The sequence below is a fragment of the Pseudomonas sp. HMSC08G10 genome (assembly GCF_001808425.1).
In the GTDB taxonomy this organism is placed as follows: Bacteria; Pseudomonadota; Gammaproteobacteria; order Pseudomonadales; family Pseudomonadaceae; genus Aquipseudomonas; species Aquipseudomonas guariconensis.
Map to the genome: position 1 here is coordinate 188646 of NZ_KV793331.1, position 24848 is coordinate 213493.

Below are 24848 nucleotides of genomic sequence, written 5' to 3' on the forward strand. Positions count from 1 at the left end.
AATTCAAGGCAGGAGGGAAGTCTAAGAAGGTCGAATGCTGACGAAAACTGACTTATTGGCAGTTTTATGTTGCACCAGACGCAATCCACACAACTGTTAGTGGGGAAGCCGCCGCGCACCACATATGACCCGCTGCCGCAGGGATCTGCGGTGATCGCGGGCTCGTTGCTCCGATTGATCCGCGAATGGCCCCGTCAGGGATCGACGCTGCAACAGGCCTTGAGCGTCTGGCGCAACCAACGATGGGCCGGGTCGTTCTGAAAGCGCGGGTGCCAGGCCTGCATGACGGTCACCTGCTCCAGCGGCAGCGGGATCTGGAACGAGCGCAGCGGCAGGCCCAGCTTGTTCACGCTGTTGAGGATGTTGGCCGGCATCGGCAGGATCAGGTCGGAATCCGGCAGCGAGAACATCGCCGAATGAAAGCTCGGGGTGATCAGCGCCACGCGCCGCTGAGCCTTGAAGTTGGCCAGCTCCACATCGATCGGCCCGTTGGCTCGGCCGCGTCGCGACACGCTGATCTGCGGGTAGGCGGCAAAGCGCTGCGGGGTGATCTGGGCGTCGAAGATGGGATGATCGCGGCGCGCCAGACCAATGTATTCGGTGTGAAACAGGCTCTGCACCTTGATCTCCGGCCCCAACTCCACGGTCGAGCTGATGATCAAATCGGTGCGCCCGTCGCGCAGCACGCTGTCGTCATCGCCACCCGGGCTCTCGGGCACGAACCTGAGCACCGTGCGCGGCGCCTGCTCGTGCATCATGCGCAACAGCTGAGCGCCGTACAAGGCGATGAACAGGTCGTTGGTGCGGATGTTGAAGGCCCGCTCCAGGTTCGGCAGGTCCACCTCATCGCCACTGCGAAACACCTGCCCGGCCTGCTCCACCAAGGCCGAGACCTGCTCGCGCAGGGCCAGGGCCCGGGGCGTGGGCACCAGGCCACGGCCAGCGCGCACCAGGATCGGGTCGCCCAGGGCATCGCGGATCCGCCCCAGGGTGCGGCTCATGGCGGCGGGGCTCAGGTTCATGCGCTGCGCCGCGCCGACCACACTGCCCTCGTCGAGCAGGGCATCGAGGGCGACGAGCAGGTTCATGTCGGGCAATTGCATGGGCCGTTTTCCGTGACAGCTGTGGGAAAAGACATCTTATCAGGCCGGATGATTGCGTCTGGCGCAATGTCCCCGTGCGTGGTGGGCCATTTATCCAGCGCGGTGGACGATCAAGAATGGTGCGCACAGCTTCGCGGGTGAACCCGCAACAAGGCCACCACCGAACCGAAGGAACCTCCATGCCCCGCCCGGTCCTGATCGCCATCGACGCCTCCCCTGCCACCAGCGCCCTGCTCGACCTCGCCCAGCGTTACTGCCGGCCCGGCGAGCATGAACTGCACGTGCTGCTGGCCATCGACACGACCTTCGCCGTGCACGATCACCCGATGGCCTACACCGAAGAGGAACAGCAGGAGTACCCGGCCGCCTGCGAAGAACAGCACCTGGCAGACCAGGCCGTGGCTACGGCGGTACGTGCATTGCGCAAGGCCGGTTTCAGCAGCCATGGCTGCATGGTCGCCGCAGAGCCCGTCGAGGCCATCGTCGACAAGGCCAGGGCGCTGGATTGCGAACTGATCATCATGGGCCACCGCCATCTGTCGCGACTCGGGCGGCTGCTGGATCCATCGATCAGCGCGAAGGTGATCGACCGGGTGCAGGTTCCGGTGTTGGTCGGGGCGGCGGGATAAGCCAACGGGCTCGGTGCTGCCACCGACGCATTCGCGGGTGAACCCGCGAATGCGTCAGGAGCCCCAATGCCGAATTCGGATCAGCCCTCGCTCGGCTTGACCACCACCGTGCAGGTGGTCCCCGCCGCCAGCAAAAAGCCTACCGGCACTTGATCGATATGAATGCGCACCGGCACCCGCTGGGCCAGGCGCACCCAGTTGAAGGTCGGGTTCACGTCGGCGATCAGCTCGCGGCTCTGCGGGTTGTCGCGGTCGTAGATGCCGCGGGCGATGCTCTCCACATGCCCCTTGATGCGCTCGCCGCTCATCATCTGCAGTTCGGCCTGGTCGCCCACCTTCACGTGGGGCAGCTTGGTCTCCTCGAAGAAGCCATACACCCAGAACGAGTTCTCATCCACCACCGCCATCACCGCCTCGCCGGTGCGGGCGTAGTCGCCCTTGTGGATGTTGAGGTTGGTGACGTAGCCATCGACCGTGGCAATGATCCGCGTGCGCTTGAGGTTGAGCTCGGCGGCCGCCAGTTGGGCCTGGGCCTGCTGGTAGTCGGCCAGCGCGGCGCTTGCGATGTTGCTGGCGTCGTCGCGGTTCTCCTTGGAGATCACCAGGTTGTCCAGGTCGGCGCGGCGCTTGGCGTTGACCTTGCGCATCTCCCACGTGGCCTTGCGCGAGGCGACCAGGGCCTTGGCCTGGTCCACCGCCAGCTGGTAATGCTCGGGGTCGATCTGGATCAGCAGGTCCCCCTTCTTCACGCGTTGGTTGTCCTTGACTGGCACGTTCACCACGTAGCCCGGCACGTCAGCAGCGACGTTGATGATGTCGGCGCGCACCCGGCCGTCCCGGGTCCAGGGGGTGGTCATGTAGTGCAGCCACAACTGGCGACCGATCACCACGGCGCCCGCCAGCACCAGCAGGGTGGCGATCAGGCTGAAGAATTTTTTCATCGAAGGATTCTCACCAGTAGACAGACAGCGCCATGGCGCCGAAGAGGCAGATGAACAGGCACAGGCGCAGCAGCGCCGGGTGCCAGAAGAAGCGGTAGCCGTCATGGCTTGCGATGAAGCGGTCCAGGCCCCAGGCCAGGCCTGCGGCGAACAGGAACATCAAGGTCATGGTGGGCATGTACACGCCATGGAAGGCGATTTCACGAGGCATGGTGCAATCCTTTGGCCGGAGCCAGGGGCGACTTGGGGTCGAGCAGGGACGTACGAATGAAATGCAGGTAGCTCTGCACCCGACGCAACACCGAGGTGTCGAAGTGCCGGGCGAAGGGTTCGTCGGTGGCCTGCACGCGGCTGATGGCATGGTCCACCGCCACCAGGGCGCGTTCGTGGTTGCTGGCGTTGGGCTGCAGGAACAGCCGCGCCAAGGCCCGGCCCATCACGCGGATGGCCTGGCGCCAGGGCTGGCTTTCGGCATAGGCCGGGTGGATCGGGGCGCGCACCTGTTCCTTGCGCAGCTCGATGATCGCGTGGCCGATTTCCAGCACAGTGAACATCCAGCGCATCAGCTCGCTCTGCACCTGCGGCCGGCCGGCAGCCAAACCGTAGGCCTGGTGCAGCAGGTCGCGGGTACGGCTCTCGAACGCCGAGCCCAGTCCGCGCAGGCGACCGGTGATGGCGAACAGCACTTGCTCACGCAGGTCCTGCTCCAGGCGGCTCCACAGCCAACGGCTGTTGGGCGGCAGGATGATGGCCCCGGCGGCGGCGCAGACCAGCATGCCGATGACCATGCCGATGTAATCGTTGATGAACACGTAGGGGTCGTACACCGTCAGGTTGTTCGGCACCGATCCGATGGCGAAGAACACCAGCAGGCCGATCCCGTAGCCAGCATAGGCCGGGCGCGAGGACAGAAACGCCCCGAGCACGAACACCGGCGCCAGCACCATGCACAGCAATGGGAAGCCATCGATCCAGGGGAAGACGAAGAAGGTCTCGAAGAAGCCGACGAAGGCACCGATCATCGTGCCGCACGCCATCTGGAACGACATGCGTTTGGGGTTCGGCGAGGCAGCCGACAGCCCCACGGTGACTGTCGCGATCAGCGTCATCATGGCGCCGCTTGGCCAGTCGCTGAGCAGCCAGTAGCTGCCCAGCAGCAACAGCACCGCCGAGGCACGCACACCGGCGGCCAGCGACACCAGCCAGCTGGTCTGGGCCACGTAGGGCTCGTCCCACTGTTCACGCTCGTGCCTGTGGGCGGCGAGCGAGGCGTGGGTCTGGGCATAGCTGTACATCTCGTCGACGAAGCGGTACAGCAGCTCGAAGGCGGTGTGGAAGTCGAGCAGGTCCGACTCGCTGGGCTCGGTCTCGAGGTAGTCGGCCCGCAGGCCGCGCACCTGGGTTTGCAGGCCTTCCTTGTAGGCTGCCAGCTCCAGGGTCAGGCGCAGCGCATCGGCGTCGGTCAGGGCGCGGCCCACATAGGGGTCGAGCAATTCGGCAAGGGTCGCCAGGCCCGGCTCGATGGCCCCGACGATCTGCAACGGCCCACGGGCGCGCAGGCGCTCCAGCAGACTGTGCAGGGCGTTGAAGCGGGTGGTGATGGCCATGAACTCGCTGTTCATGCGCACCAGCCGGCCCGAGCGCCTGCGCATGTGCGGGTCTTCGAAGGCGGTGACGTTGCGCAGACTCTCCAGGCCCACGGCCTCGGCGATGAAACGCACGTTGCTGCTTTCGTAGCGGTCCGGCTGGCTGTCGCCACGCAGGGCCTCGACCACCACCCCGGCGAACACGCCAAAGCGTTGGTACAGGGCGTTGCGCATGGCGGCGCTGGCCGACTGGGGCAGGATCGCCGCGCTGACCAGGGTCGACACCAGGATCCCCAGGGAGATTTCCAGCACCCGCCACACCGCCGCCATGAACGCTTGGTCGGGGTGCTGCAACACCGGCAGGCCGATCATCGCCGCGGTATACCCGGCCAGCACGAAACCATAGGCCTGGAAGGTGCGGTAGCGCATGGCGCCGGCCGAACACAGGCCGACCCACAACGCAAGGCTGGGCAGGAACAGCTCGGTGTTCTGCGGAAAGAGCGCGACCAGCGCGACCATCATCGCCGAGCCCGCCAGGGTGCCGAGCACCCGGTAGAAGCTTTTGGCGAACACATGCCCGCTCTGTGGCTGCATGACGATGAACACGGTGATCATCGCCGTGCGTGGTTGCGGCAGCTCCAGACGCATGGCCAGCCACAAGGTGATGAAGGCGGCTGCCAGGACCTTGAAGATGTAGACCCAGGTCACCCCGTCGGTGCGCGCCCAGGCAAAGAAGCCCCGGCGCCATTCCAGGCTCTGCAGCCAGCGCAGGGGCAGGCTCGATGTGCTCATTCGGCGTGGCTCGGCGTGTCGAAGATGGCCAGGGTCGCAGGCGTTTTCGGCGCCACCTGGCGTTGCTCGTCCGGTACGTCCTGGCCGGCCTGCAGCCCACCACCGAGGGCGGTGACCAGCTCGGCATGGGCGCTCAGGCGCGCGGCCTGGACCTGCTGTTGGATCTGTTGCTGACGGAACAGCAGGGTCTGGGCGTTGAGCACATTCAGGTAATCGGTCAGCCCGCGCTGGAAGGCGACCATGGCAATGTCATAGGTCTTCTGCGCGGCGGCCACGCCCTGTGCGGCGAAGTGCGACTGCTCTTTCATCGACTCGCGGCGGATCAGCTGGTCGGAGATGTTCTTCAGCGCACCGACCACGGTTTCGTTGTAACGCGCCACCGCCATGTCATAGCCCGCCGACGCCACGCCCAATTGCGAGCGCAGGCGACCGCCGTCGAAGATCGGCAGGCTGATGGCCGGGCCTACGTTGTAGTTGAACTTGCGCCCGGTGAGAAACTCCAGCGGGCCACCGCCGGTGGCCATGAAGCCCAAGCTGCCCACCAGATCGACATTGGGGAAGAAGCCGGCGTGGGCGACATCGATACCACGAGCCTGGGCCGCCACCTGCCAGCGGCTGGCGACCACGTCGGGGCGCTGGCCGACCAGTTCGGCGGGCAGGTTCGATGGCAGCTTCAGCGGTGCACCGAGGCTCAGGGTGGGGCGTTGGATCTGCGCGCCCTCCCCCGGCCCCTTGCCAGCCAAGGCGGCCAACTGGTTGCGGGTCAGGGCGATCTCTTCGTTGAGGCTGTCGAGCTGACGATGGGTTTCAGGCAACGGGGCCTCGGCCTGGCTGACCTCGAAGTGCGTGCCTAGGCCGCTGTCCAGACGCCGCTTGGCCAGGGCGAGGATCTGCTCCTGCTGCTCCAGCTCGGCCTGGACGATATCGCGCTGGGCGAAGTGCAGACTCAACTGGATGTAGGCGCGCACCACGTTGTTCTGTAGCTCTAGCTGGGCCTGGCGGGCTTCGGCAACGCTCATGTGCGCCTGGTCCACGGCCTGCTCGCTGGCATTGCGCTCACGGCCCCAAAGGTCCAGGGCGTAGCTCAAACCGATGGCGGCGTTGTTGTCCCAGGTGTTGGCCCCGGACAGCGCGCCAGGGCCATAGAACTGATCTTCCGGCCAGTTGTGGCGCTTGAGGGTGGCCTGGCCGTTGGCTTGGAGCTTTTCCGCCGACTCGATCACACCGGCCATGGACTTGGCCTGGCGCACCCGCGCCGCGGCCATGGCCAGGGTCGGGCTGCCGCTCTGGGCCAGCTCGACCCAGCGGTCCAACTGCGGGTCGCCATAGGCACGCCACCACTGTTGCGCCGGCCAATGGGCGTCGGTGGCAGCTTCGCGGATCGCGTCGTCGGTGGTCAGGGTGTTGGCTTGCAGCGTCTTGCTTTGCGGGGCGATGCCCCAGGTTCCGATACAGCCGCTCAAGGTGAGGCTAAGGGCACAGGCACTGAGCGCATTCAGCGCTCTGATGATGCGACGCGGCACAGCTGCGATTTCCCGAGGATGAGGTGAAGAGGCCGGGCAATTCTAGGGGGCGGTCGCACTGGCGATAAGCGTATATTCCTGCGAATCTTTGTTACCAAAACAGTGATAATCCGGCTTTAGTCTGAAGACCGTTTTGGTTACTTCATGTCACAATTTTGTCCTCTACCTTGAGAGTGACCCATGGACACCCTGCAAAACATGCGTGCTTTCAGTTGCGTAGCCCAACTCGGCAGCTTCACTGCCGCCGCGGCGCAACTGGATACGACCACCGCGAACGTCTCGCGGGCGGTCTCCAACCTGGAAGCCCATCTGCAAACTCGGCTGCTCAACCGCACCACCCGGCGCATCGCCCTGACCGAGGCGGGCAAGCGTTACCTGATGCGCTGCGAACAGATTCTGACCTTCGTCGAAGAAGCCGAGGCCGAAGCCAGCGATGCCCACGCCCGCCCGGCCGGGCAGTTGAAGGTGCATTCGATGACTGGCGTCGGCCAGCACTTCGTGGTCGATGCCATCGCCCGCTACCGTGAGTCGCACCCGGACGTGACCTTCGACCTGACCATGGCCAACCGCGTACCGGACCTGCTCGACGAGGGCTATGACGTGTCCATCGTGCTGGCCAGCGAGTTGCCGGACTCCGGCTTCGTCTCCCAGCGTCTGGGCATCACCTACAGCATCGTCTGCGCCTCGCCCGAGTACGTGGCCAAGCACGGCACCGCGCACAAACCATCCGACCTGCTCAAGCATTCGTGCCTGCGCATGGTCAGCCCGGTGATCCCGCTGGAGAAGTGGCTTTTCGACGGTCCGGAAGGCCAGGAGGTGGTCAACATCACCAGCTCGCCGTTCCAGGTCAATTCGGCCGACGCCATGAAGACGGCGATCCGCAGCGGCATGGGGGTGGGCGTGCTGCCGATCTATTCGGCCATCGACGGCCTGCGCGACGGCAGCATCGTGCGGATCATGCCCGACTACCGTCTGCAGGAGCTGAATCTCTACGCAATCTACCCCTCGCGCCAGTACCTGGATGCGAAGATCAAGACCTGGGTCGAGTACCTGCGCAACTCGCTGCCGGAGATCCTCGCCGCCCACGAGGCGGACCTGAAGATCCACGAGAGCGGTCGCTAACCGCAAGTTTCAAGCCGCAAGAAAAAACCAGGCCCACGCCGCCCGGCTTTTCTTGCCGCTCGAAGCGTGAAGCTTGTAGCTTTCAACTTTTTGCCATGAGAAGTAGCCCGATGAAAAAGACCGTCCTGGCCTTCAGCCGCATCACCCCGGCCATGGCCGAACGCCTGCAGCAAGACTTCAACGTGATCGTGCCCAACCCCAAGCACGGTGACATCGCCGCCCAGTTCAACGAAGCCCTGCCCCAGGCCCATGGCCTGATCGGCGTCGGTCGCAAGCTCGGCCGGGCGCAGCTGGAGGGCGCAGGCAAGCTGGAAGTGGTGTCCAGCGTCTCGGTCGGCTACGACAACTACGACCTGGACTATTTCAACGAGCGCGGCATCGCCCTGACCAACACCCCCGACGTGCTCACCGAAAGCACCGCCGACCTGGCCTTCGCCCTGGTCATGGGTTGTGCGCGCCGGGTCGCCGAGCTCGACGCCTGGACCAAGGCCGGCCAATGGCAAGCCACCGTTGGCCCAGCCCATTTCGGCAGCGACGTGCATGGCAAGACCCTTGGCATCGTCGGTCTGGGCAACATCGGCGCCGCCATCGCCCGGCGTGGCCGCTTCGGTTTCAACATGCAAGTGCTGTACAGCGGCAACAACCGCAAGCCCGTGCTGGAACAGGAGCTTGGAGCCCAGTACCGCAGTCTGGAGCAACTGCTGGCCGAAGCCGACTTCGTGTGCCTGGTGGTGCCGTTGTCGGAGGCCACGCGCAAGCTGATCGGTGCCCGCGAGCTCAAACTGATGAAGCCCAGCGCCTTTTTGGTCAACGTCTCCCGCGGGCCGGTAGTGGACGAGGCGGCGCTGGTCGAGGCGCTGCAGAGCGGCACGATTCGCGGTGCCGGGCTGGACGTGTACGAGAAAGAGCCGCTGGCCGACTCGCCGCTGTTCACACTGCCCAATGCCCTGACCCTGCCACACGTGGGTTCCGCCACCGCTGAAACCCGCGAAGCCATGGCCAACCGGGCGATCGACAACCTGCGCGCGGCGCTGTTGGGCGAGCGACCTCGGGACCTGGTCAACCCGCAGGTCTGGAAGGGCTGAGTCGTCTTTCAGGACGCATTCGCGGGTAAACCCGCTCCGGCAGGTTCGCTGTTGTTCTTGAAGCCAGCAGAGCACCTGTGGGAGCGGGTTTACCCGCGAAAGGGCCGCATCAAGCCCATCACCCGATGAACGCCTACCTCACGCCGACCGCCCCCCCCATCACCTTGGCTTTTGGCTTGCGAAACACCAGCACGTTGCCCGCCATCACCGCCACCAGCCCCAGCAGCGCTGGCGCCGTCCACTGGTAGCCCTCGGCGACAGCCGAGACATTCAGCGCCACCAGCGGGAACAGCACCGTGCAGTAGGCCGCCCGCTCCGGCCCCATGCGTCCGACCAAGGTCAGGTAGGCGGTGAAACCGATGACCGACCCCGGGATCACCAGGTACAGCAGCGAACCGATGTAGCGGGTGTTCCATTCCATGTCGAAAGGAATGCCGCTGAGCAGGCAGTACAGCGCCAGCATCGTCGCCCCATACACCATGCCCCAGGCGTTGGTGGTCATGGGCTTGAGCCCTGCCTTCTGCTGCACGCTGGAAAGCATGTTGCCCGCCGAGAAACACAAGGTGCCCAGCAAGGCGAGGCCCAGGCCGTATAAGGTCTCGCGGCTGGCGGTGTGGCTGAACAGCTCCGGCCAGAACAGCAGGCCCAGGCCCACCAGCCCCAAGGCACCACCACCCAACACATTGGCGGCGATACGCTGGCCAAAGAATATCCGCGCGTTGAGTGCGTTCCATAGGGTGGCGGTGGAGAACACCACGGCGATCAACCCACTGGCAATCCACTGGCTGGCGGTGAGAAAACACATGAAGTTGACGCAGAACAGGCAAAAACCCTGGGCCAGGCACACCAGGTGGGCGCGGCGGTTCATCGGTTGCAGGCGTCGGGTGAGCAAAAGGATGGCGAACAGGATCAACCCGGCCAGGGCGAAGCGATAGACGATCGACACCGGGATGGCGACCACGCCCAGCTGCAGTTTCAGGGCGATCCAGGTGGTACCCCAGATCAGGACAGTGAGCAGATAGAGCGAGAGGTTCATGGTAGGACTTCCGTGGCGGTCACAAGAGCTGGGGCTGCGTTGCAGCCCATCGCAGGCTTCGCCAGCTCCCACAAGGTTCAGCGGCACCTGCAGGCGAAGCCTGTGATCGAGGGCCCAGCCCTCGTCGTGATCTCCAGTCTCCACCCGCCACCGATGTCTGCGCTTGCACAAACTTGCGCATTTGCCATCGCCGGGGCTGTCAGCCCGAACGCCACGCAGTAGGATGGCAACACGAGGAATCGCCGATGACCCCACTGACCCAATTGCAAGTTTTCAACGCCATGCACGCCTCCCCCAATGCCCGCCTGGAGCTGAGCGCGCACCTGGGCGACGGCCTGGCTGCAGCAGTGTGGAGCAATCGCGACGATGCACGCGACTACCAGGCACCGAGCCACCATACCCTGTCGTGCTACATCGCCGACGGCACCGGCACCTTCCGACGTCAGCGCCCGGCCGACAAAGGCGCGCCGGACAAACTGTGCATCATGCCCGCAGGTCACGAGTCCAACTGGGTGGTCAATGGGCACATCCGCCTGGCCCACCTCTACATCAGCGAGGCCCAGTTCGCCCTGGGTTGCCTGCACCTGCTCGACCGTGAACCGCGGGAAATGCAGCTGCAAGAGGCGACCTTCCTCGATGATCCGCAACAGGCCCAACGCTTCCGCCAACTGGTGACACTGGACTGGGACGAACCCGGCGAGCGTCTCTTGGCCAGTAGCCTGGCCCACGAAATTGTCGACCACGCCGTGCTCAGCCAGGCAGGTCTGCGCCAGGGCCTGCGCCTGAAGGGCGGCCTGGCACCGCACCAGCGCCGGCAGTTGGTGGAGTACATCGAAGCGCACCTGGACCAACCCATCACCCTGGGCGAGTTGGCCGTGCGCTGCAACCTGTCCGAATACCACTTCGCCCGCATGTTCCGTACAAGCTTCGGCCTGCCGCCGCACCAGTACCTGCTAGCCCGCCGCCTCAACCGCGCCTGCCAGCTGTTGCGCCTGGGCCAGTTGCCGCTGGGCCAGGTGGCCCTGCTATGTGGATTCGCCAGCGCCAGCCACTTCAGCAACCGCTTCCGCCAGGCCCTGGGCGCGACGCCCGGGGACTACCGGGCGGCCTTCTCCGGCTGAGCAACGAGCGCACGTTCGCCGGGCGCATCAGCACCGGAAGCATGTTTCGGCGGTTTGCCAAGGCCGATTTGCAACAGAAAATTTATTTTCAAAAGGGGCTTGATTTCGTTTCGCCGTTGGCTGACTTTAGGGTCAAGAGGCGAAGAAATTCCAAGGGCCTCAAAGGCCTAGGCGCGTCTCTTGCGAGCAAGCTGAATAAGGATTGAATCATGCAAATCCAGGTCAACAGCAGCAATCACATCGAAGGCAACATCCGGCTCAACGAGTGGGTTCGCAGCACGCTTGAAACCACGCTCGAACGCTACGAGGACGACCTCACCCGCATCGAGGTCCACCTGCGTGACGAGAACGGCGCCAAGCCCGGCCCACAGGACAAACGCTGCCAGATGGAGGCTCGCCCGAAAGGCCATCAACCGATTTCCGTGACCCACACCGCCACGTCCCTGGACCAGGCTGTGGATGGCGCCGCCAGCAAGCTGAACAACGCGCTGGAGCACTTCTACGGCAAGTTGCGCAGCAAACGTGGGGTACTTCAGATGAGCGATCCTGAAGCCTGAACCCCGCGATCGACAAGAACGCCCGGCATTGCCGGGCGTTTTCATGTCCACCGATCAATGGCCCTGAACCAACCGCGCGCTCAGTCGGTCAACCTCTGCAGTCATTCATTGCAGACAGCCCGACCATGCACAATCCATTCGACCAGATCAGCGACGCCTTCGCCCCCGAGTACCGGGTCAACCTGAGCATCGAACGCCTGGACGGCAGCATCATGCTCACCCTCTCCGACGACAGCGGTGTGGTCGCCAAACGCCTGATCACCGCCGCCCAGCGCAATGACCCGCAGCGTCTGCAGCGGGTGATCGACAGCATCCGCCTGGGGCTGGCCATCGAACTGGGCCAGAACCCGCTGGAGGTCCTGGCCGCCCTCACCCAAGCCCCCCACCAGACACCACGCCGCTTCCCCGCCGCCGGCCTGGCCAACTGACCCCTACTTGCCGTCCTCGACCTCTTTGCCATTGGCATCGAGCACCTTGGTGGACGGATAGCGGTACGAGGCGTAGCGCACCACAAGAATCGAAAACGCCAGCAGCAGGATGCCGCCGCACAGGTACAGCAGCCCGACGTCTGGCGCTTTGTGGTGCGAGACATCGCCGATCAGCAGACGGGTCAGCGCGGTGATCGCCACATACAGCAGGAAGCGGATCGGCATGTGGTTGGTCTTGAAGTAAATCCCCACCATCGCCCCCAGCTCCAGGTAGATGAACAGCAGCAGGATGTCATCGACGCTGACCCCACCTTTGCCCAGCATGTCCAGGAACGTCACCACCGCCGCATAGGCAGTGATGGCGCCGATGCCGAACAACGCCAGGTAGTGGAACGCCTCGACGCACAGGTTGCCCAGCGAGTCCGCCGAGCCATGCAGGCCCTTGCGTAGTTTTTCTGCCCATTTGATGTTCACGATGTTCGTTTTCCCCGATACGAGCTGAAGGATGATGCGTCACCTCTGTGACGCTTGTGCATGCAGTAAAAAGGCCAAGCCCTTGCCTTGGAAGGCGACCGATTGCCGCAAGACACCTGTGGGCTAGGCTCTGAAGGGAAAAGGCCATCACTTGAGTTGCATCACGGTGGCTGAAGCGAGTACTGTATATAAATACAGTTAAACCATAACCCCAACAGCAAAAGGCACAGAGGTGATGAATGGCCGTCGAAGTGGTGTACCGCAGCAGCCGCGACCCGGAGCGCTTGTTCATGGATAAGGCCGAAGCAGACCGTCACGACAAGATGCTCGAACTGGCCGAGCGCCTGGCCGAGGTGCTGCAAAAGGCCGTGCCATCGTTGAGCGAACAGCAAGTCGAGGAAGCCGGCATCTACATGGCCAAGAACCGCGACGTGTTCGCCCGGGCCTTCAAGAACCAGCCGGATGCCTTGGCCGAGCTACTTGAGAATCAGGCTGAATGACCCAGGCTCATCCGTAGAGCAACCGCTCCGCCAGCATCTGCGCCACCCGCGCTGGCGAACGCTTCTCCGCCTGGGCATGGGCAAACACTTCGGTCAGCCGCGTGGGAATGCGCGCCAGGTGTGCGGTGATGGTGCCTAGGTCCTCGCCCCGGTGGGTCAGGGCCACATAGATCAGGCCACCGGCATTGATCACGTAGTCCGGCGCATAGAGGATGCCGCGATTTTCCAGCTGATCCGCCACCTGCAGCGTAGTGAGCTGGTTGTTCGCCGCGCCTGCCACGGCTGCGCAGCGCAACTGCATCACGCTCTGGCCATTGAGCACCGGCCCGACACCACAGGGTGCAAAGATGTCGCACGGGGTGCTGATCAGCGCGTCATTGGTCACAGGATGCGCACCCAGTTGCTCCACGGCCAGGCGCACGCGTCCAGGATCCAGGTCGCTGACCAATAATTCCGCGCCCGCCGCGTGCAACTGCTCGGCCAAGGCATAGCCGACATTGCCCAAGCCTTGCACAGCGATGCGCAGCCCCTCCAGGTTATCGCTGCCCAGACGCGCCATGGACGTGGCGCGAATGCCCGCGAACACACCCATTGCGGCATGCGGCGACGGGTCGCCTGAAGCTGTGGTGCTGGTGACATGGGGTGTGGTCTGGGCGATGCAGTCCATATCCAGGGTGGAGGTGCCGCTGTCCACGGCAGTGATGAATCGCCCCTGCAGAGTGTCGACGAACCGGCCGAATGCCTCGAACAGCGCGGCGCGGTTTTCCACATGCGGATTGCGCACGATCACCGCTTTGCCGCCCCCCAAAGGCAGGCCCGCCAATGCCGCCTTGTAGCTCATGCCCTGGGCCAGACGGATGGCGTCGGTCATGGCACTTTCATCATCGGCGTAGGGTAGATAGCGACAGCCGCCCATGGCCGGGCCCAACTGCTCGCTATGAATGACCACGACGGCCTTGAGGCCCGTTGGCGGGTCGATGCACAGGTGCAAGGACTGGGTGCGGGTGCTTTGCATGAGCGCGAACATCAACGGGCTCCCCCGAGAGGTGCTCCTTCCAGTATAGGCAGGCCGCCAGGCTCCGAGCCTCTGGCGGACCACTGGACGAAAGCACGCGCCAAGGCTAAAAGATAAGCGTATGCGGAGAGTGCCCATGAACCCACGTCAAGCCTGCCTGGCCTGCCTGGATCGCGAGCCTGTCGCGCTGCTGGAAGCAACGCTGTGGATAGCGGCCGAGCACGACCGGACGGTAGAGCCGGCGGCGAGCCTCGCCCAAGTGCACGACTTGCAGCGAGAAATCAGCGCCAACCTGCCGATGCTGCCGCTCCACGAGCTGGCCCAGCCCCTGCTGCGTCAACTCAATGCCCTGGGTTTCGCGCAGGATGAGTACCATCCGTTGCGGCCCCAGGTGGCGTTGATGGACAAAGTCCTGCAGCGCCGCCGCGGCCAGCCGTTGACCCTGGCCATCCTCGCCCTGGAACTGGCGCGACGCCTGTCGATCCCGCTGGAGGGCGTGAACTTCCCCGGCCACTTCCTGCTACGTGTGCCCGGGGCCGACCATTTGCTCGATCCCTGTGGCGGGCGACGGTTGTACCCCGCCGACTGCCGCGAACTGCTGGCCCGCCAGTTCGGCCCCCATATGCCGTTGAGCGCCGAGCACATGCACAGCGCAGCCCCCATGCAGATGCTCCAACGCCTGTCGCGCAACCTGCGTCATCTGCACAGCAGCAACGAAAACGACCTGGCCGCCCTGATCGACGCCGAACGGGTGATGCAACTGGGACCGGTGCTGGCCAGCGACTACCTGGCCCGCGCCACGCTCTACCAGCACCTGGATTGCCCACAGGCCGAGCGCTATGACTTGGAGCACGCCTTGCTGCTGACCGACGACCCGATCCAGCGTCTGAAATTGAGCGAACGGCTTGGCCAACTCCCGTCGACCAAGCGTTCGATTCACTGAGCCGGGGTGTCCGGCTGGCAGGAGGGATGCGCCTTGGCGAAGGCCGGGTGTGCCTGTGCCAAAGCAGCCACGCGAGCGATGCGTGGATAGCCGCTGAGGTCGACGTTGAATCGCTCGGCGGCGTAGAGCTGAGGGATCAGGTAGACATCTGCCAACCCCGGCTCGTCACCGAAGCAAAAGCCTCGATCACCGATCAATTGTTCCACCGCCGCCAGGCCCTGTCCGATCCAGTGAGCGATCCACTGGTTGACCTGGGCATCGTCATGGCCCAACTGACGCAGTTGGTTGAGCACGCTGACGTTGTGCAACGGGTGGACGTCGCAGCCGATGATCGCCGCCACGCCCCGCACTTTGGCCCGAGCCTCGGCACTGGCCGGCAACAGCGCAGGCTGTGGATAAACCTCTTCGAGGTACTCGATGATCGCCGGTGACTGCACCAGCAACTCTCCACCATCGGTCCGCAGCGCGGGCACTCGCCCCTGGGGGTTGAGCGCCAGGTAGTTCGCGCCACGCTGCTCGCCCTTGAGCAGGTTGACCGGCAGGGCCTGGTAATCCAGGCCCTTGAGCGCCAGGGCGATGCGTACCCGATACGAGGAAGTGGAACGGTAATAGGTGAACAGCTCCATCGCCCTGACCTCTCAGTTGGCCGAGATGATCTTGCCGCGGCATTCGCCGAAGCCGATGCTCGCCACGCCGTCACGGACGCAGCGGGCACGCAGGATGATCTCGTCGCCGTCCTCCAGGAACTTGCGAACCTCGCCGCTGGCCAGCTCCACCGGGTGCTTGCCACCTTCGGTGATCTCCAGAAGGCTGCCGAACGAGCCGGGCGTGGCGCCGGACAGCGTGCCCGAACCGAACAGGTCACCCGGCTGCAACTGGCAACCGTTGACGCTGTGGTGGGCCACCATCTGCGCCACGGTCCAGTACATGCTGCGTGTGTTGCTCAGGGTCAGGCGATGGGCTGGCAGACCCTGCTCGCGCATCTTCTCGGTAACCAGCAGCACTTCCAGCTCGATATCGAAGGCACCCTCGGCCTGGTCACGCTTGTCCAGCAGGTAGGACAGGGGCTGCGGGTCGCCTTCAGGACGCGGCGCCTGGGCGCAACGGAACGGCTCGAGGGCTTCGGCGGTAACCACCCAGGGCGAGATAGTGGTGATGAAGCTCTTGGACAGGAACGGGCCCAGTGGCTGGTATTCCCAGGCCTGGATATCGCGCGCGGACCAGTCGTTGAGCAGGCAGTAGCCGGCCACATGCTCGGCGGCGTCGCTCACCGGGATGGACTGGCCCATGTCGTTGCCTTGGCCGATCCAGATGCCCAGTTCCAGCTCGTAGTCCAGGCGCGCACACGGGCCGAAGTTCGGTTCGGTCTGCCCGGCCGGCAGGGTCTGGCCCTTGGGACGGCGCACGTCGGTACCGGAGGGACGGATGGTGGAGGCACGGCCGTGGTAACCGATCGGCACGTATTTGTAGTTGGGCAGCAGCGGGTTGTCCGGGCGGAACAGCTTGCCCACGTTCTTGGCATGTTCAATGCCTACGTAGAAGTCGGTGTAGTCGCCGATTTTCGCAGGCAGGTGCAGCTGGCACTCGCTGGCCGGATACAGGGCAGCCTTCAAGGCCGCTTGATGCTCGCTGTGCTCGCCCAGCAGCACCATCAAACGCTCGCGCAGGGCCACACGGGCTTCACGGCCCAGGGCGAAGAACGCGTTCAGCGCGCCGCCTCGGGTGGCTTCGGCAGCGACCTTGGCCTGGCCGTCGAACAGGCCGGCGGCCAGCACGGCTTCCAGATCGAGGATCGCGTCACCGATGGCTACGCCGCAACGCGGTGCCTGGCCTGGACGGCTGAAGATGCCCAGGGGCAGGTTCTGCAACGGGAAGTCGCTGTGCCCGTTGGCGTGCTCGACCCAGCTACGGGCGATGGCGGTCTGGTTCATGGGTTATCTCCGATTCGGGTTGAAGGTGCTCGGCAAGGTGGCCCAGCAACTATCGTAGTCGGCCTGCAGTTGCGGGCACTCGAGGGCATGACGGCTCGGACGCAGCACCTGGCTGGTCTCGAACATGAATGCCATGGTGTTGTCGATCTTGTGCGGCGCCAGGTCCGCGGCGATGGCCTTCTCGCAGGTTTCGGCGTCTGGCCCGTGGGCGCTCATCACACCGTGCAGCGAAGCACCGCCCGGCAGGAAGCCTTCAGCCTTGGCGTCGTAGGCCCCCTGGATCAGGCCCATGAATTCGTTCATCAGGTTGCGGTGGAACCAAGGTGGACGGAAGGTGTTCTCGGCCACCATCCAGCGTGGCGGGAAGATCACGAAGTCCATGTTGGCCATGCCGTGGACGCTGGTCGGCGAGGTCAGCACGGTGAAGATGGAAGGATCGGGATGGTCGAAGCTGACCGTGCCGATGGTATTGAAGCGGCGCAGGTCGTACTTGTACGGCACGTTGCTGCCGTGCCAGGCGACCACGTCCAGCGGCGAGTGCTGCAGTTCGCAGGCCCAGTGCTCGCCGAGGAACTTCTGCACCAGTTGCACTGGCCCGCTGACCTCTTCGTAGTGCGCCACCGGGGTCAGGAAGTCACGGGGGTTGGCCAGGCCATTGCTGCCGATCGGGCCCAAGTCCGGGATGCGCAGCGGGGCACCATGGTTTTCGGCAATGTAGCCACGGGCCTGGCCGTCGAGCAGCTCGACGCGGAACTTCATGCCCCGAGGGATCACGGCGATCTCCAGCGGCTCGACCTCCATCACCCCTAGTTCCGTGGCAATGCGCAGGCGGCCTTGCTCTGGGACCAGCAGCAGTTCGCCGTCGGCATTGAAGAACACACGCTCCATCGAGCGGTTGGCGCGATAGATGTAGATGCTCACGCCGGCCGGCTTCTCCGAGGCCGAGTTGGCCACCATCGGCAGCCAGCCTTCGATGAAATCGGTGGGCTCGGACGGGATCGGCTGGGGGCTCCAGCGCAGGCGATTGGGGGTGATCGCACCCAGCGGGCCGGTTAGCGGTTGACGCTCCAGACGCTCGAAGCGCGGGTGCAGCGCCGAGGGACGAATGCGGTACAGCCAGGTGCGACGCAGCTCGCTGCGGGCCATGGTGAACGCGGTACCCGAGAGCAGTTCGGCGTACAGGCCGTAGGGGGCCTTTTGTGGGGAGTTCTGCCCGACCGGCAGGGCGCCGGGCAGCGCTTCACTGGCGAACTCGTTGCCGAAGCCGCTCAGGTACTGAAGATCAGGGGAAGAATCGAGATTCATCGGTGCCTCCGGGCTCGATGAGAGCCGTTGCTGGCAGCTGGCTGCTGGCCCTGTCCGGCGCGTTCCGGTGAGTACTCCAGGCGTTGCAGCGCGTCTGCATTGTTTTTATCGTAATCAGATTACGAATAACGTAATTTGATTGCCGAAAGGCGTCAAGCTATAAAGACGCCCACCTGTCTCCCCTGGATGCCCAAGCCCATGACCAAAGCCAGCCCCCCTGCCGACAACGGCAAGCAGAAGGTCCGCTCGGCGGAAGTCGGCACCGACATACTCAAGGCACTCGCCGAGCTCTCACCATCCACCTCGCTGTCGCGCCTGGCCGAGCACGTGGGCATGCCAGCGAGCAAGGTCCACCGCTATCTGCAAGCCCTGATCGCCAGCGGCTTCGCCGAGCAGGATCCTGCCACCAACCATTATGGGCTGGGCCGTGAGGCCCTGCGGGTGGGCATGGCTGCACTGGGCAGCATCGATGTACTGAAGGTGGCGGCGTTACCGCTGTCGCAATTGCGCGACGAGCTCAACGAGAGCTGCTTCATCGCCGTGTGGGGCAACCAGGGCGCGACAGTGGTGAGCATCGAGCCTGCGGTGCGCGCGGTGACGGTGGTCACACAGATCGGCTCGGTCCTGCCGCTGCTCAGTTCGTCCACAGGCCTGGTGTTCGCCGCCCACCTGCCCGAACGCGAGACAGTGGAACTGCGCGAGCAGGAGCTGGCCGCCATGGACCAGTCATTCAGCGACTACGAGCCTGTGCTGGCCCAGATCCGTGCACGCGGGCTGCATCACGTACACGGTTTGCTGATGCCCGGCGTGGACGCGCTGTCCGCGCCGGTGTTCAACGCCATGGGCCAGATTGCCGCGGTGATGACGGTGGTCGGCCCGACGTCGATCTTCCATGCCGACGAACAGGGACCGGCGGCGAAGCGCTTGCTGGCGGCGGCAGGCGCCGTCAGCAAGCGTATGGGGTATGAGCCAGAGGCCTAGCTCATGCGTTGAGGTGCCGTCCCTGACCCCGATGGCGGCCTCAGGTGAACTGACGAGGGGCTGATTGCTCTTGGGAAGCGACCAGTTGCGTATACCACGACAACTCTTCCTCGAATCGTTTATTCAACGGTTCGAAAGCACCCGAGCCAAGCTCCTTGAACACCTCATGCCGCTCATAGAACGCTTTGAGTGCCTCGACTTGGTTCTTCACCCACACACTCAGTGCGGATGACTCCCCAGGAAACAACGTCGACCAGAGTTTGCTGCCTCGATCAACCAGCTGGGTACCATAGAACTTCACCACATCCGTAATCCCAGGCAAGCTGGCGACGGCTCCGAGCAGGGATAACAGTGCTGCCGTCTTATCGCCATCACGCAACGCCGCGAGGCTGCGGTAGAACCCAGCACCAGCCTTGATGAAGCCCAGAACGATTCGCGCCGGCGGGAATGCCAAGGCGATGACATCCGCCACCAGACCGACCAGCCAGAACACCTCTTGGGTGATACGCCTCGCCGCGCTGTAGGCATCGCGTTTCGCATCGGCCAGCAAGCGCTGTATACGCTGGCGTAGAGCAACCGAAAGATCCCGGATGTTGTACAGCACCTGCAACGACCGGGCGATTCTCGCATTTCCCTTGCTTTCTGACGCATCGGCGAAGTCATCGTTTCGCACGCTCTCATTGAGTTCGCGGATCAACAGTTCATCGTCAATCGAGACATGCGCGTAGACCCAGTCCTGCAGAGCATCGCTTCGCCACTGCTCGACAAAATCCTCGACCGTATAAAGGTACCGCCCACCAGGCCCATCGCTGAGATAGACCAAAGTGCCCTTGGCCTGGGGCGACTGCAGCAGGTACCCACCGACTACAGCGGCCCCGTTGATCTTCAGCATTGCCAATTTGCAATCGTCGACGAAACTGCCCCGATGAAATGCCATGCAGACCGGTTTCAGCCAGTCGGCATGCGCATCGCTGAGGCGTCCGCTCTGCAGCTCCACCAAACAATCGCGTTGAATTTTCATGCCTGTGATGTGGCGATGCAGCTCCAGCGGCCTGGACTGGGCATCTGCGTCCGGGTCGAGATAACTCTTGCGGATCTCATCGCAGTACCCCTCACCCAGCCTGGCGGCCCGGATGTAGCCATCGATCGCCCGGTTGCTCAAATGAGACAGGTCCTGGCCTACGGTCGACGTCAGCCTGGCGAAGTCTCTGAAATTGAAATCCGCGGGGTATCCGCTGGCCACCACTTGGGTCAAGGACTGACGAACGCCATGCTCCAGCTCGACCAGAACGGTATCGGCATCGATCCATCCTTCCTTCTTGCCCGGGAAACGATTGATGCGCTCGCTCACGCGGTCACGGGCATAGGCCATGAACGTCGGCACTTGGGCAGCTGCCTGGTAATCCGTCATCAGCACGCGCAACTCATGGTCGATGTCGTCCACACGTCGTTGCAGCGTCCCGTCCGGCCTGGCAGGCACCACCGGTCGGATCTCTTCGAGATCGTCGAGAATCTTCATCACCCTCAACTCGGTCCAGTGCTGGATCACCTGCTGCCAGCCGTCAATGTCTTGCGGATGCACGGTGATCGTCTCGCGTGACCATTCCTGAGGCAGGCTGGCTATACGCGTCAGATATCGATTCAACGCAGGACGGTCGGCATGACGGACACGCTCGACGAGGTAGTCGCGCCCCGCAGGCATGGCGGTCAGTGCCCCCAGCGCGAAACTCATCTGCCCAGGTGAGTTGAACGCTTGCAAATCGCCCGCCGGCGACCCGGGCGCATAGAGCACATGGACATCATCGCTGTAGATGTACAGATGATCGGTCAGAAGCATTTCGCCATTGATGGACAACAGGGCCACTGTGATGGTGCTTGCTCCGGAGCGCTGCGCCCATGTGTCCTGTGTGGCCTGCTCGAGCAACCGCACCGCTCTGCGATCCAGGCCCTGGAAGTCCGCCGCCTGCCTGGCGAGTTGCAGCCTGGCATCCAGCGCTCTGCTGAGCAGATAGCGGTTTTCGTCGAGGGCATAGGTCTGCTCGACGTGCTCGACATAACCTCGATGCAGCTGTAATTCATTGGCGAGCGACCATACGCCTTGGTCGCCCAGAGCATTGCGCAAGCCCTCGTGCTGGATCGTCATTGCCAGGCGTTTGCCATGGTAAGCACCGCCACAGACCCATTCGAGCAGTGAAACCATTTGCGGCGGCGCATCCGCTGTGAAGTCATGTCTGACATGCAGTCGTACCTGTTCGGCAGACAATTGCGCAAACCCTTTAGCGGTCAACCAAGCGCCAAGTTGCTGGCTGGCATAGGTGTAGAAGTCACTGTGCTGAGTTTGCTCGGCCAGTTGGCGCTCGGTTTCGTTCACAACCTGATGCAGTTTTGCCAACCGCTCGCGCTCGGCAGGCGACAGGTGTCGCAACCACTGCGGCGCCAGGTCCTTGCGCAAAGCACCGACGGCATCGGCCACGCTTGCTTGGAGTTGTTCGAACAAGGGCACAAGGGCAACGGCGCCCTCACCGTTTTCAGACTCAGCAGCAAGCCCGTCGATGACCAGCCGGCGTTGCAGCAACTGCATATCTTCAAGCAGATACACCTCAGGTCGACTCGGCAGTGGCCTCAACACCAGCTCGACGGACGTGGTGTCCGTCAGGGCCGCACGCGCTCGGGCGGACAGCCCCTGTGTCCAGCAATTATCCGCCCGCAGGTAGCGGACCAGTGTCTCCACCATACGTTGATGGCGATCGAACCAGACACCGGCCCCCAAGCCGTAGAGGACGAAAGACAGCTCATCGTCATAGGGGTTATCGCACAGCGCCACAAAGCCAGGAATGCGCACCAGCTCACCCCCTTTCGTCTTCAGTGAGACGGTTGCAAAGATGGGATCAGCGTCTGGCAGCAGAGCTTCGATGTCCTGCCTGGGAGCGCCACGACGCAAGGCACGGGCTCGCACCTGCAGAGTCAGCAACGCCCGAAGCTGTTCATTCAGCAGCGGGGACTGCTCCATCCACCAGTGATCGCTTTTGACCTGCCAATGTTCGTCCAGCCACCGCTCGGGATCGTCGACAGGCGTAACACGAGGCGGCAAGCCGGGCGCAAGCGCAACTTCGGCCTGCATCATCATGGTCAACACGACCAAAGCGCTCAGGACATCCTGGCCGGCGACAGGCGAGACCGTGGAAGGAAAGGTCAAGGGAAAATTCATGACTTCTGTCTCAATGCAATGTAGGAAATCGCAATGTGCAGAAATCAGAAAGAAGAAAGCTGATGGAAATGCAGGTGTACGAATCTACGTTCAGACCTGAAGAACCTACTGAAAACGCCGCAATGAGCCTCGAGACGAGGGGAAGGATTATCACCGGCAATGTAAAGGTGAATGTCATAAGGAGGTGTTTTTCCCACATCGAGATACACCTATTCTTACGGCATTGGATCGGTACGAAGGCGCCCCCCAGCCTTTCGGGCCACCAAGGTTCACCGACGTTGATTTTGAAGCTCCTTGATCTAACGTCTCGATTGGCCGCTGCGATGCAGCGGCCTTTTTTATGCCTGCCACCCCTTAGGACCAGGCCACCTTGCGTGGCGCCTCGATCATCGGCTGTTCACGAAACGACAGGTAATGGCGCAGCACCTGTTGCGGAGCCTCGGTGTGGGGATAGTGCCCAATGCCCGGCAGCGCCACGGTGTCGGGGTCGGGTACCAACTGCCGGTAGCGCTCGAGCATCCGCGCGCCTGACAGCGGATCGGCCACGCCATTGATGAAACGCAGCGGTACACATCGTCGCAGCAAGGCGCCCACCCACCGCTCACGGTGCAGGCGTCGCTCGGGCAGGTAACCGATCAGCTTGTGCAGGATGCGCGTGCCGCGATTGGCAACGATCAGACTCCAATAATCATCCAGGGCACTTTCGCTCGGGTGCGTGCAAGGGCCATAAATATGGCTGACGTTGCGCACCAAGTCATCGCGCCCAAAGCTGCGGGACACCAGCCAGCCTAGGGGGCTGAGCAGCAGCTTTTGCACCAGCAAGACCTGGTAGCACTCTGGGAACAGCCCACTGTTGAGGAACGCGCAGCTGGCGATCTCGATGCGTTGTTCACAGTGGCGCGCCAGCAACTCCTGGGCAACGGTGCCGCCGTAGTCGTGGGCCAGCAAATGCACAGGCTGATCGATGTTCAGATGGGCGAGCAAGGCCTGTTGCAGGTCGGCTTGCTCCATCAGGCTGTAGTCATGGTCCAGCGGCTTGGCCGAGTCGCCAAAGCCGAGCATGTCGCAAGCGACCACACGAAAGCGCTGGGTCAAGGGTACCCACAGGTAGTGCCAATCCCAGCTGGCCGTGGGGAAACCGTGAAGTAGAAGCAGTGGCTCTCCCTGCCCTGCTGTCCAGTAGCGGATGGTCTGGCCCCGAAAGGCAAAACTCTGAGCTCGGGTACGCCAGACGCACAATGGTATTTCGGCCAGTGGCATCAGTGTTGTCCCGGTAGATAAGTGTTGGCGTCATAAGGCAGGGCTGCGTTCATTGCAAGTTACCTCGGCACTTACATGTGCTCTCTATGTCGAGGCTCAGTCTAGCCAGCACACCGGGCGACGAAACTTGCGTTGGCAGCCAGCTTGCTGGCTTTGCGGGTCAGGGGCACGAACGGTCACAGCAGTCTTGCTAACAGGGGGCCGGCGAACAGGTTGAGCAGGCCGGTGAGCACCATGACCAAGCCGGCCACCGAGCCTTCCTCACGGCCCACCTCCTGCGCCCGGCTGACCCCGGCGCCATGGGCACCGACGCCAAACAGCGCGCCACGGGCCAGGGGCGTACGCAAAGGCAGCACGCGCAGCAACACGCCCCCGAACATGGCGCCAAGTACGCCGGTGAACATGACGAACACCGCCGTCAGCTCCGGCACGCCGCCCAGGTCTTGGGCCAAGGGCATGGCAAAGGGCGTGGTGATCGAGCGCGGCAACAACGACCGGCTCACCGCATTGTCGAGTGCCAGCAGGTGCGCCAGGCCCCAGGAGCTGGCGATCGAAGCCATGCTACCGGCCAGCATGCCCACCAACAGCGCCGGCCAATGGCGCGCCAGCATCATCCGCTGCTGCCAGATCGGCACCGCGAAGGCCACGGTCACCGGCCCCAGCACGCCCATCAACCAGTGGGTGTCGCGCGCGTACTCGGCATAGGCGGTGTGCAGCGGCACGGCCACCGCCAACAGCAATGCCGGCACCAGAATCAGCGGCGACAGGACATAGCGCCCACTGCGCCGGTACAGCCAGCGGCTGCCCAAGTAAGCAACAAGGGTCAGGACAAGCCAGAACAACGGCATTGGCTCAAGGCTCATGGCGCAGCCTCCAGCGGCAGACCAGTTCCACCGTGACGGCGGTCACCACCATCACCATCAGGGTGCTCACTGCGATCACCAGCAGGATGCGCCAACCCTCGCTGCGCAGCAGGCCACCGTAGTCCAGCAGGCTCATCAGCGCCGGAATGAAAAACAGCAGCATTTCAGCCATCAACCAACCCGCGCCGGCCTGCAAGGTGGCAGGTTTGAGCACGCCGCAGGCGAACAACAGCAGGAGCAAGGCCAAGCCCATCACCCCACCCGGAATCGGCCATCCCAGCCAAGTGGAAAGCTGGCCGCCGAGCAGAAACAAGGCAAGCAGGATCGCCAGCTCGACGAGCAGGCGCAGGTATTTTTTCAGTAAGGCGGGTTTCATTGGGAAGGGTCCTCGGCTGGGGTCCATTCTAGATTTGCCCTGCCTAGGCCAGAAGCGAATTGTTAGACT

24 protein-coding genes are annotated in these 24848 nt (G+C 63.6%); 9 read left to right on the top strand and 15 right to left on the bottom strand.

Translation table 11 applies throughout. The features are described 5' to 3' along the window. Positions 1 to 194: 194 nt before the first annotated feature. Positions 195 to 1103: a LysR family transcriptional regulator gene (locus HMPREF3173_RS20825; RefSeq protein ID WP_043207404.1), complete on the bottom strand. Its 909-nt coding sequence runs from the start codon at positions 1101 to 1103 to the stop codon at positions 195 to 197. Positions 1104 to 1282: 179 nt separating this feature from the next. On the opposite strand from HMPREF3173_RS20825, the gene HMPREF3173_RS20830 reads away from it, so the two are divergent. Beyond that, the gene (locus HMPREF3173_RS20830) at positions 1283 to 1732 is read left to right on the top strand and encodes a universal stress protein (RefSeq protein WP_070576279.1); all 450 of its coding nucleotides are present in this window, start codon (positions 1283 to 1285) and stop codon (positions 1730 to 1732) included. Positions 1733 to 1812: 80 nt separating this feature from the next. On the opposite strand, the gene HMPREF3173_RS20835 is transcribed toward HMPREF3173_RS20830, so the two are convergent. Genes HMPREF3173_RS20835 through HMPREF3173_RS20850 form a run of 4 tightly spaced genes read right to left on the bottom strand, consistent with a single transcriptional unit; the run spans position 1813 to position 6574 of the window. Next, positions 1813 to 2673 carry an efflux RND transporter periplasmic adaptor subunit gene (locus tag HMPREF3173_RS20835; protein WP_070576282.1) on the bottom strand — a complete coding sequence of 287 codons (861 nt, stop codon included), beginning with the start codon at positions 2671 to 2673 and terminating at the stop codon, positions 1813 to 1815. 10 nt (positions 2674 to 2683) lie between these two features. Beyond that, positions 2684 to 2884: a DUF1656 domain-containing protein gene (locus HMPREF3173_RS20840; RefSeq protein ID WP_043207396.1), complete on the bottom strand. Its 201-nt coding sequence runs from the start codon at positions 2882 to 2884 to the stop codon at positions 2684 to 2686. Then, the gene (locus HMPREF3173_RS20845) at positions 2874 to 5051 is read right to left on the bottom strand and encodes an FUSC family protein (protein WP_070576285.1); all 2178 of its coding nucleotides are present in this window, start codon (positions 5049 to 5051) and stop codon (positions 2874 to 2876) included. The genes HMPREF3173_RS20840 and HMPREF3173_RS20845 overlap by 11 nt, the downstream gene beginning before the upstream one ends. After that, positions 5048 to 6574: an efflux transporter outer membrane subunit gene (locus tag HMPREF3173_RS20850; RefSeq protein WP_070576287.1), complete on the bottom strand. Its 1527-nt coding sequence runs from the start codon at positions 6572 to 6574 to the stop codon at positions 5048 to 5050. The genes HMPREF3173_RS20845 and HMPREF3173_RS20850 overlap by 4 nt, the downstream gene beginning before the upstream one ends. Before the next feature lie 180 nt (positions 6575 to 6754). On the opposite strand from HMPREF3173_RS20850, the gene HMPREF3173_RS20855 reads away from it, so the two are divergent. Then, positions 6755 to 7696: a LysR family transcriptional regulator gene (locus HMPREF3173_RS20855; protein WP_043207389.1), complete on the top strand. Its 942-nt coding sequence runs from the start codon at positions 6755 to 6757 to the stop codon at positions 7694 to 7696. Positions 7697 to 7806: 110 nt separating this feature from the next. Next, complete coding sequence (locus HMPREF3173_RS20860) at positions 7807 to 8781, top strand: 2-hydroxyacid dehydrogenase (protein ID WP_070576290.1); 975 nt, start codon at positions 7807 to 7809, stop codon at positions 8779 to 8781. Positions 8782 to 8914: 133 nt separating this feature from the next. On the opposite strand, the gene HMPREF3173_RS20865 is transcribed toward HMPREF3173_RS20860, so the two are convergent. Then, positions 8915 to 9817, bottom strand: a complete 903-nt coding sequence (locus HMPREF3173_RS20865; RefSeq protein ID WP_070576293.1) for a DMT family transporter — start codon at positions 9815 to 9817, stop codon at positions 8915 to 8917. A 245-nt stretch (positions 9818 to 10062) separates the two neighbouring features. On the opposite strand from HMPREF3173_RS20865, the gene HMPREF3173_RS20875 reads away from it, so the two are divergent. The 3 genes from HMPREF3173_RS20875 to HMPREF3173_RS20885 all read left to right on the top strand — a co-directional run bounded on the left by HMPREF3173_RS20875 (position 10063) and on the right by HMPREF3173_RS20885 (position 11923). Continuing rightward, positions 10063 to 10938 carry a helix-turn-helix domain-containing protein gene (locus tag HMPREF3173_RS20875; RefSeq protein WP_070576300.1) on the top strand — a complete coding sequence of 292 codons (876 nt, stop codon included), beginning with the start codon at positions 10063 to 10065 and terminating at the stop codon, positions 10936 to 10938. A gap of 209 nt (positions 10939 to 11147) precedes the next feature. Then, entirely contained in the window at positions 11148 to 11495 is a 348-nt protein-coding gene (locus tag HMPREF3173_RS20880) for an HPF/RaiA family ribosome-associated protein (RefSeq protein ID WP_070576303.1), read from the top strand. A 125-nt stretch (positions 11496 to 11620) separates the two neighbouring features. Further along, positions 11621 to 11923: a DUF3509 domain-containing protein gene (locus HMPREF3173_RS20885; protein WP_043207369.1), complete on the top strand. Its 303-nt coding sequence runs from the start codon at positions 11621 to 11623 to the stop codon at positions 11921 to 11923. 3 nt (positions 11924 to 11926) lie between these two features. On the opposite strand, the gene HMPREF3173_RS20890 is transcribed toward HMPREF3173_RS20885, so the two are convergent. Further along, the gene (locus tag HMPREF3173_RS20890) at positions 11927 to 12397 is read right to left on the bottom strand and encodes a phosphate-starvation-inducible protein PsiE (protein WP_043207367.1); all 471 of its coding nucleotides are present in this window, start codon (positions 12395 to 12397) and stop codon (positions 11927 to 11929) included. 239 nt (positions 12398 to 12636) lie between these two features. Between HMPREF3173_RS20890 and HMPREF3173_RS20895 the strand changes: the two genes are divergently transcribed. Beyond that, entirely contained in the window at positions 12637 to 12897 is a 261-nt protein-coding gene (locus tag HMPREF3173_RS20895; RefSeq protein ID WP_043207364.1) for a YebG family protein, read from the top strand. Positions 12898 to 12904: 7 nt separating this feature from the next. On the opposite strand, the gene HMPREF3173_RS20900 is transcribed toward HMPREF3173_RS20895, so the two are convergent. After that, positions 12905 to 13924, bottom strand: coding sequence for a Leu/Phe/Val dehydrogenase (locus HMPREF3173_RS20900; protein ID WP_070576307.1), 1020 nt, complete (start codon positions 13922 to 13924; stop codon positions 12905 to 12907). Positions 13925 to 14048: 124 nt separating this feature from the next. Here HMPREF3173_RS20900 and HMPREF3173_RS20905 point away from each other — a divergent pair, with 124 nt between their 5' ends. Next, positions 14049 to 14855 carry a SirB1 family protein gene (locus HMPREF3173_RS20905; RefSeq protein WP_070576309.1) on the top strand — a complete coding sequence of 269 codons (807 nt, stop codon included), beginning with the start codon at positions 14049 to 14051 and terminating at the stop codon, positions 14853 to 14855. Here HMPREF3173_RS20905 and maiA read toward each other — a convergent pair. The 3 genes from maiA to hmgA are packed head-to-tail and all read right to left on the bottom strand — an operon-like array spanning position 14849 to position 18091. Further along, complete coding sequence (maiA, locus tag HMPREF3173_RS20910) at positions 14849 to 15481, bottom strand: maleylacetoacetate isomerase (protein ID WP_070576311.1); 633 nt, start codon at positions 15479 to 15481, stop codon at positions 14849 to 14851. The two genes, HMPREF3173_RS20905 and maiA, sit on opposite strands and share 7 nt — an antisense overlap. A 12-nt stretch (positions 15482 to 15493) precedes the next feature. Beyond that, positions 15494 to 16786: a fumarylacetoacetase gene (gene fahA, locus HMPREF3173_RS20915; RefSeq protein ID WP_070576313.1), complete on the bottom strand. Its 1293-nt coding sequence runs from the start codon at positions 16784 to 16786 to the stop codon at positions 15494 to 15496. 3 nt (positions 16787 to 16789) lie between these two features. Next, positions 16790 to 18091 carry a homogentisate 1,2-dioxygenase gene (gene hmgA, locus HMPREF3173_RS20920; protein ID WP_070576316.1) on the bottom strand — a complete coding sequence of 434 codons (1302 nt, stop codon included), beginning with the start codon at positions 18089 to 18091 and terminating at the stop codon, positions 16790 to 16792. Between the two features lie 198 nt (positions 18092 to 18289). Here hmgA and HMPREF3173_RS20925 point away from each other — a divergent pair, with 198 nt between their 5' ends. Beyond that, positions 18290 to 19072 (top strand): IclR family transcriptional regulator, encoded by a 783-nt coding sequence (locus HMPREF3173_RS20925; protein ID WP_070576317.1) that lies wholly within the window; start codon positions 18290 to 18292, stop codon positions 19070 to 19072. A gap of 40 nt (positions 19073 to 19112) precedes the next feature. Here the strand turns inward: HMPREF3173_RS20925 and HMPREF3173_RS20930 are convergent, their stop codons facing one another. From HMPREF3173_RS20930 to HMPREF3173_RS20945, 4 genes are all read right to left on the bottom strand, one after another. Next, positions 19113 to 22280, bottom strand: coding sequence for a dermonecrotic toxin domain-containing protein (locus tag HMPREF3173_RS20930; protein WP_070576320.1), 3168 nt, complete (start codon positions 22278 to 22280; stop codon positions 19113 to 19115). Between the two features lie 354 nt (positions 22281 to 22634). Continuing rightward, positions 22635 to 23540, bottom strand: coding sequence for an alpha/beta fold hydrolase (locus HMPREF3173_RS20935; protein WP_043209585.1), 906 nt, complete (start codon positions 23538 to 23540; stop codon positions 22635 to 22637). A gap of 176 nt (positions 23541 to 23716) precedes the next feature. Then, a complete protein-coding gene (locus HMPREF3173_RS20940) occupies positions 23717 to 24403 on the bottom strand; it encodes an LrgB family protein (protein ID WP_070576323.1) in 687 nt (228 codons plus the stop codon). Further along, complete coding sequence (locus tag HMPREF3173_RS20945) at positions 24393 to 24779, bottom strand: CidA/LrgA family protein (RefSeq protein ID WP_070576328.1); 387 nt, start codon at positions 24777 to 24779, stop codon at positions 24393 to 24395. The genes HMPREF3173_RS20940 and HMPREF3173_RS20945 overlap by 11 nt, the downstream gene beginning before the upstream one ends. Between the last annotated feature and the right edge of the window lie 69 nt (positions 24780 to 24848).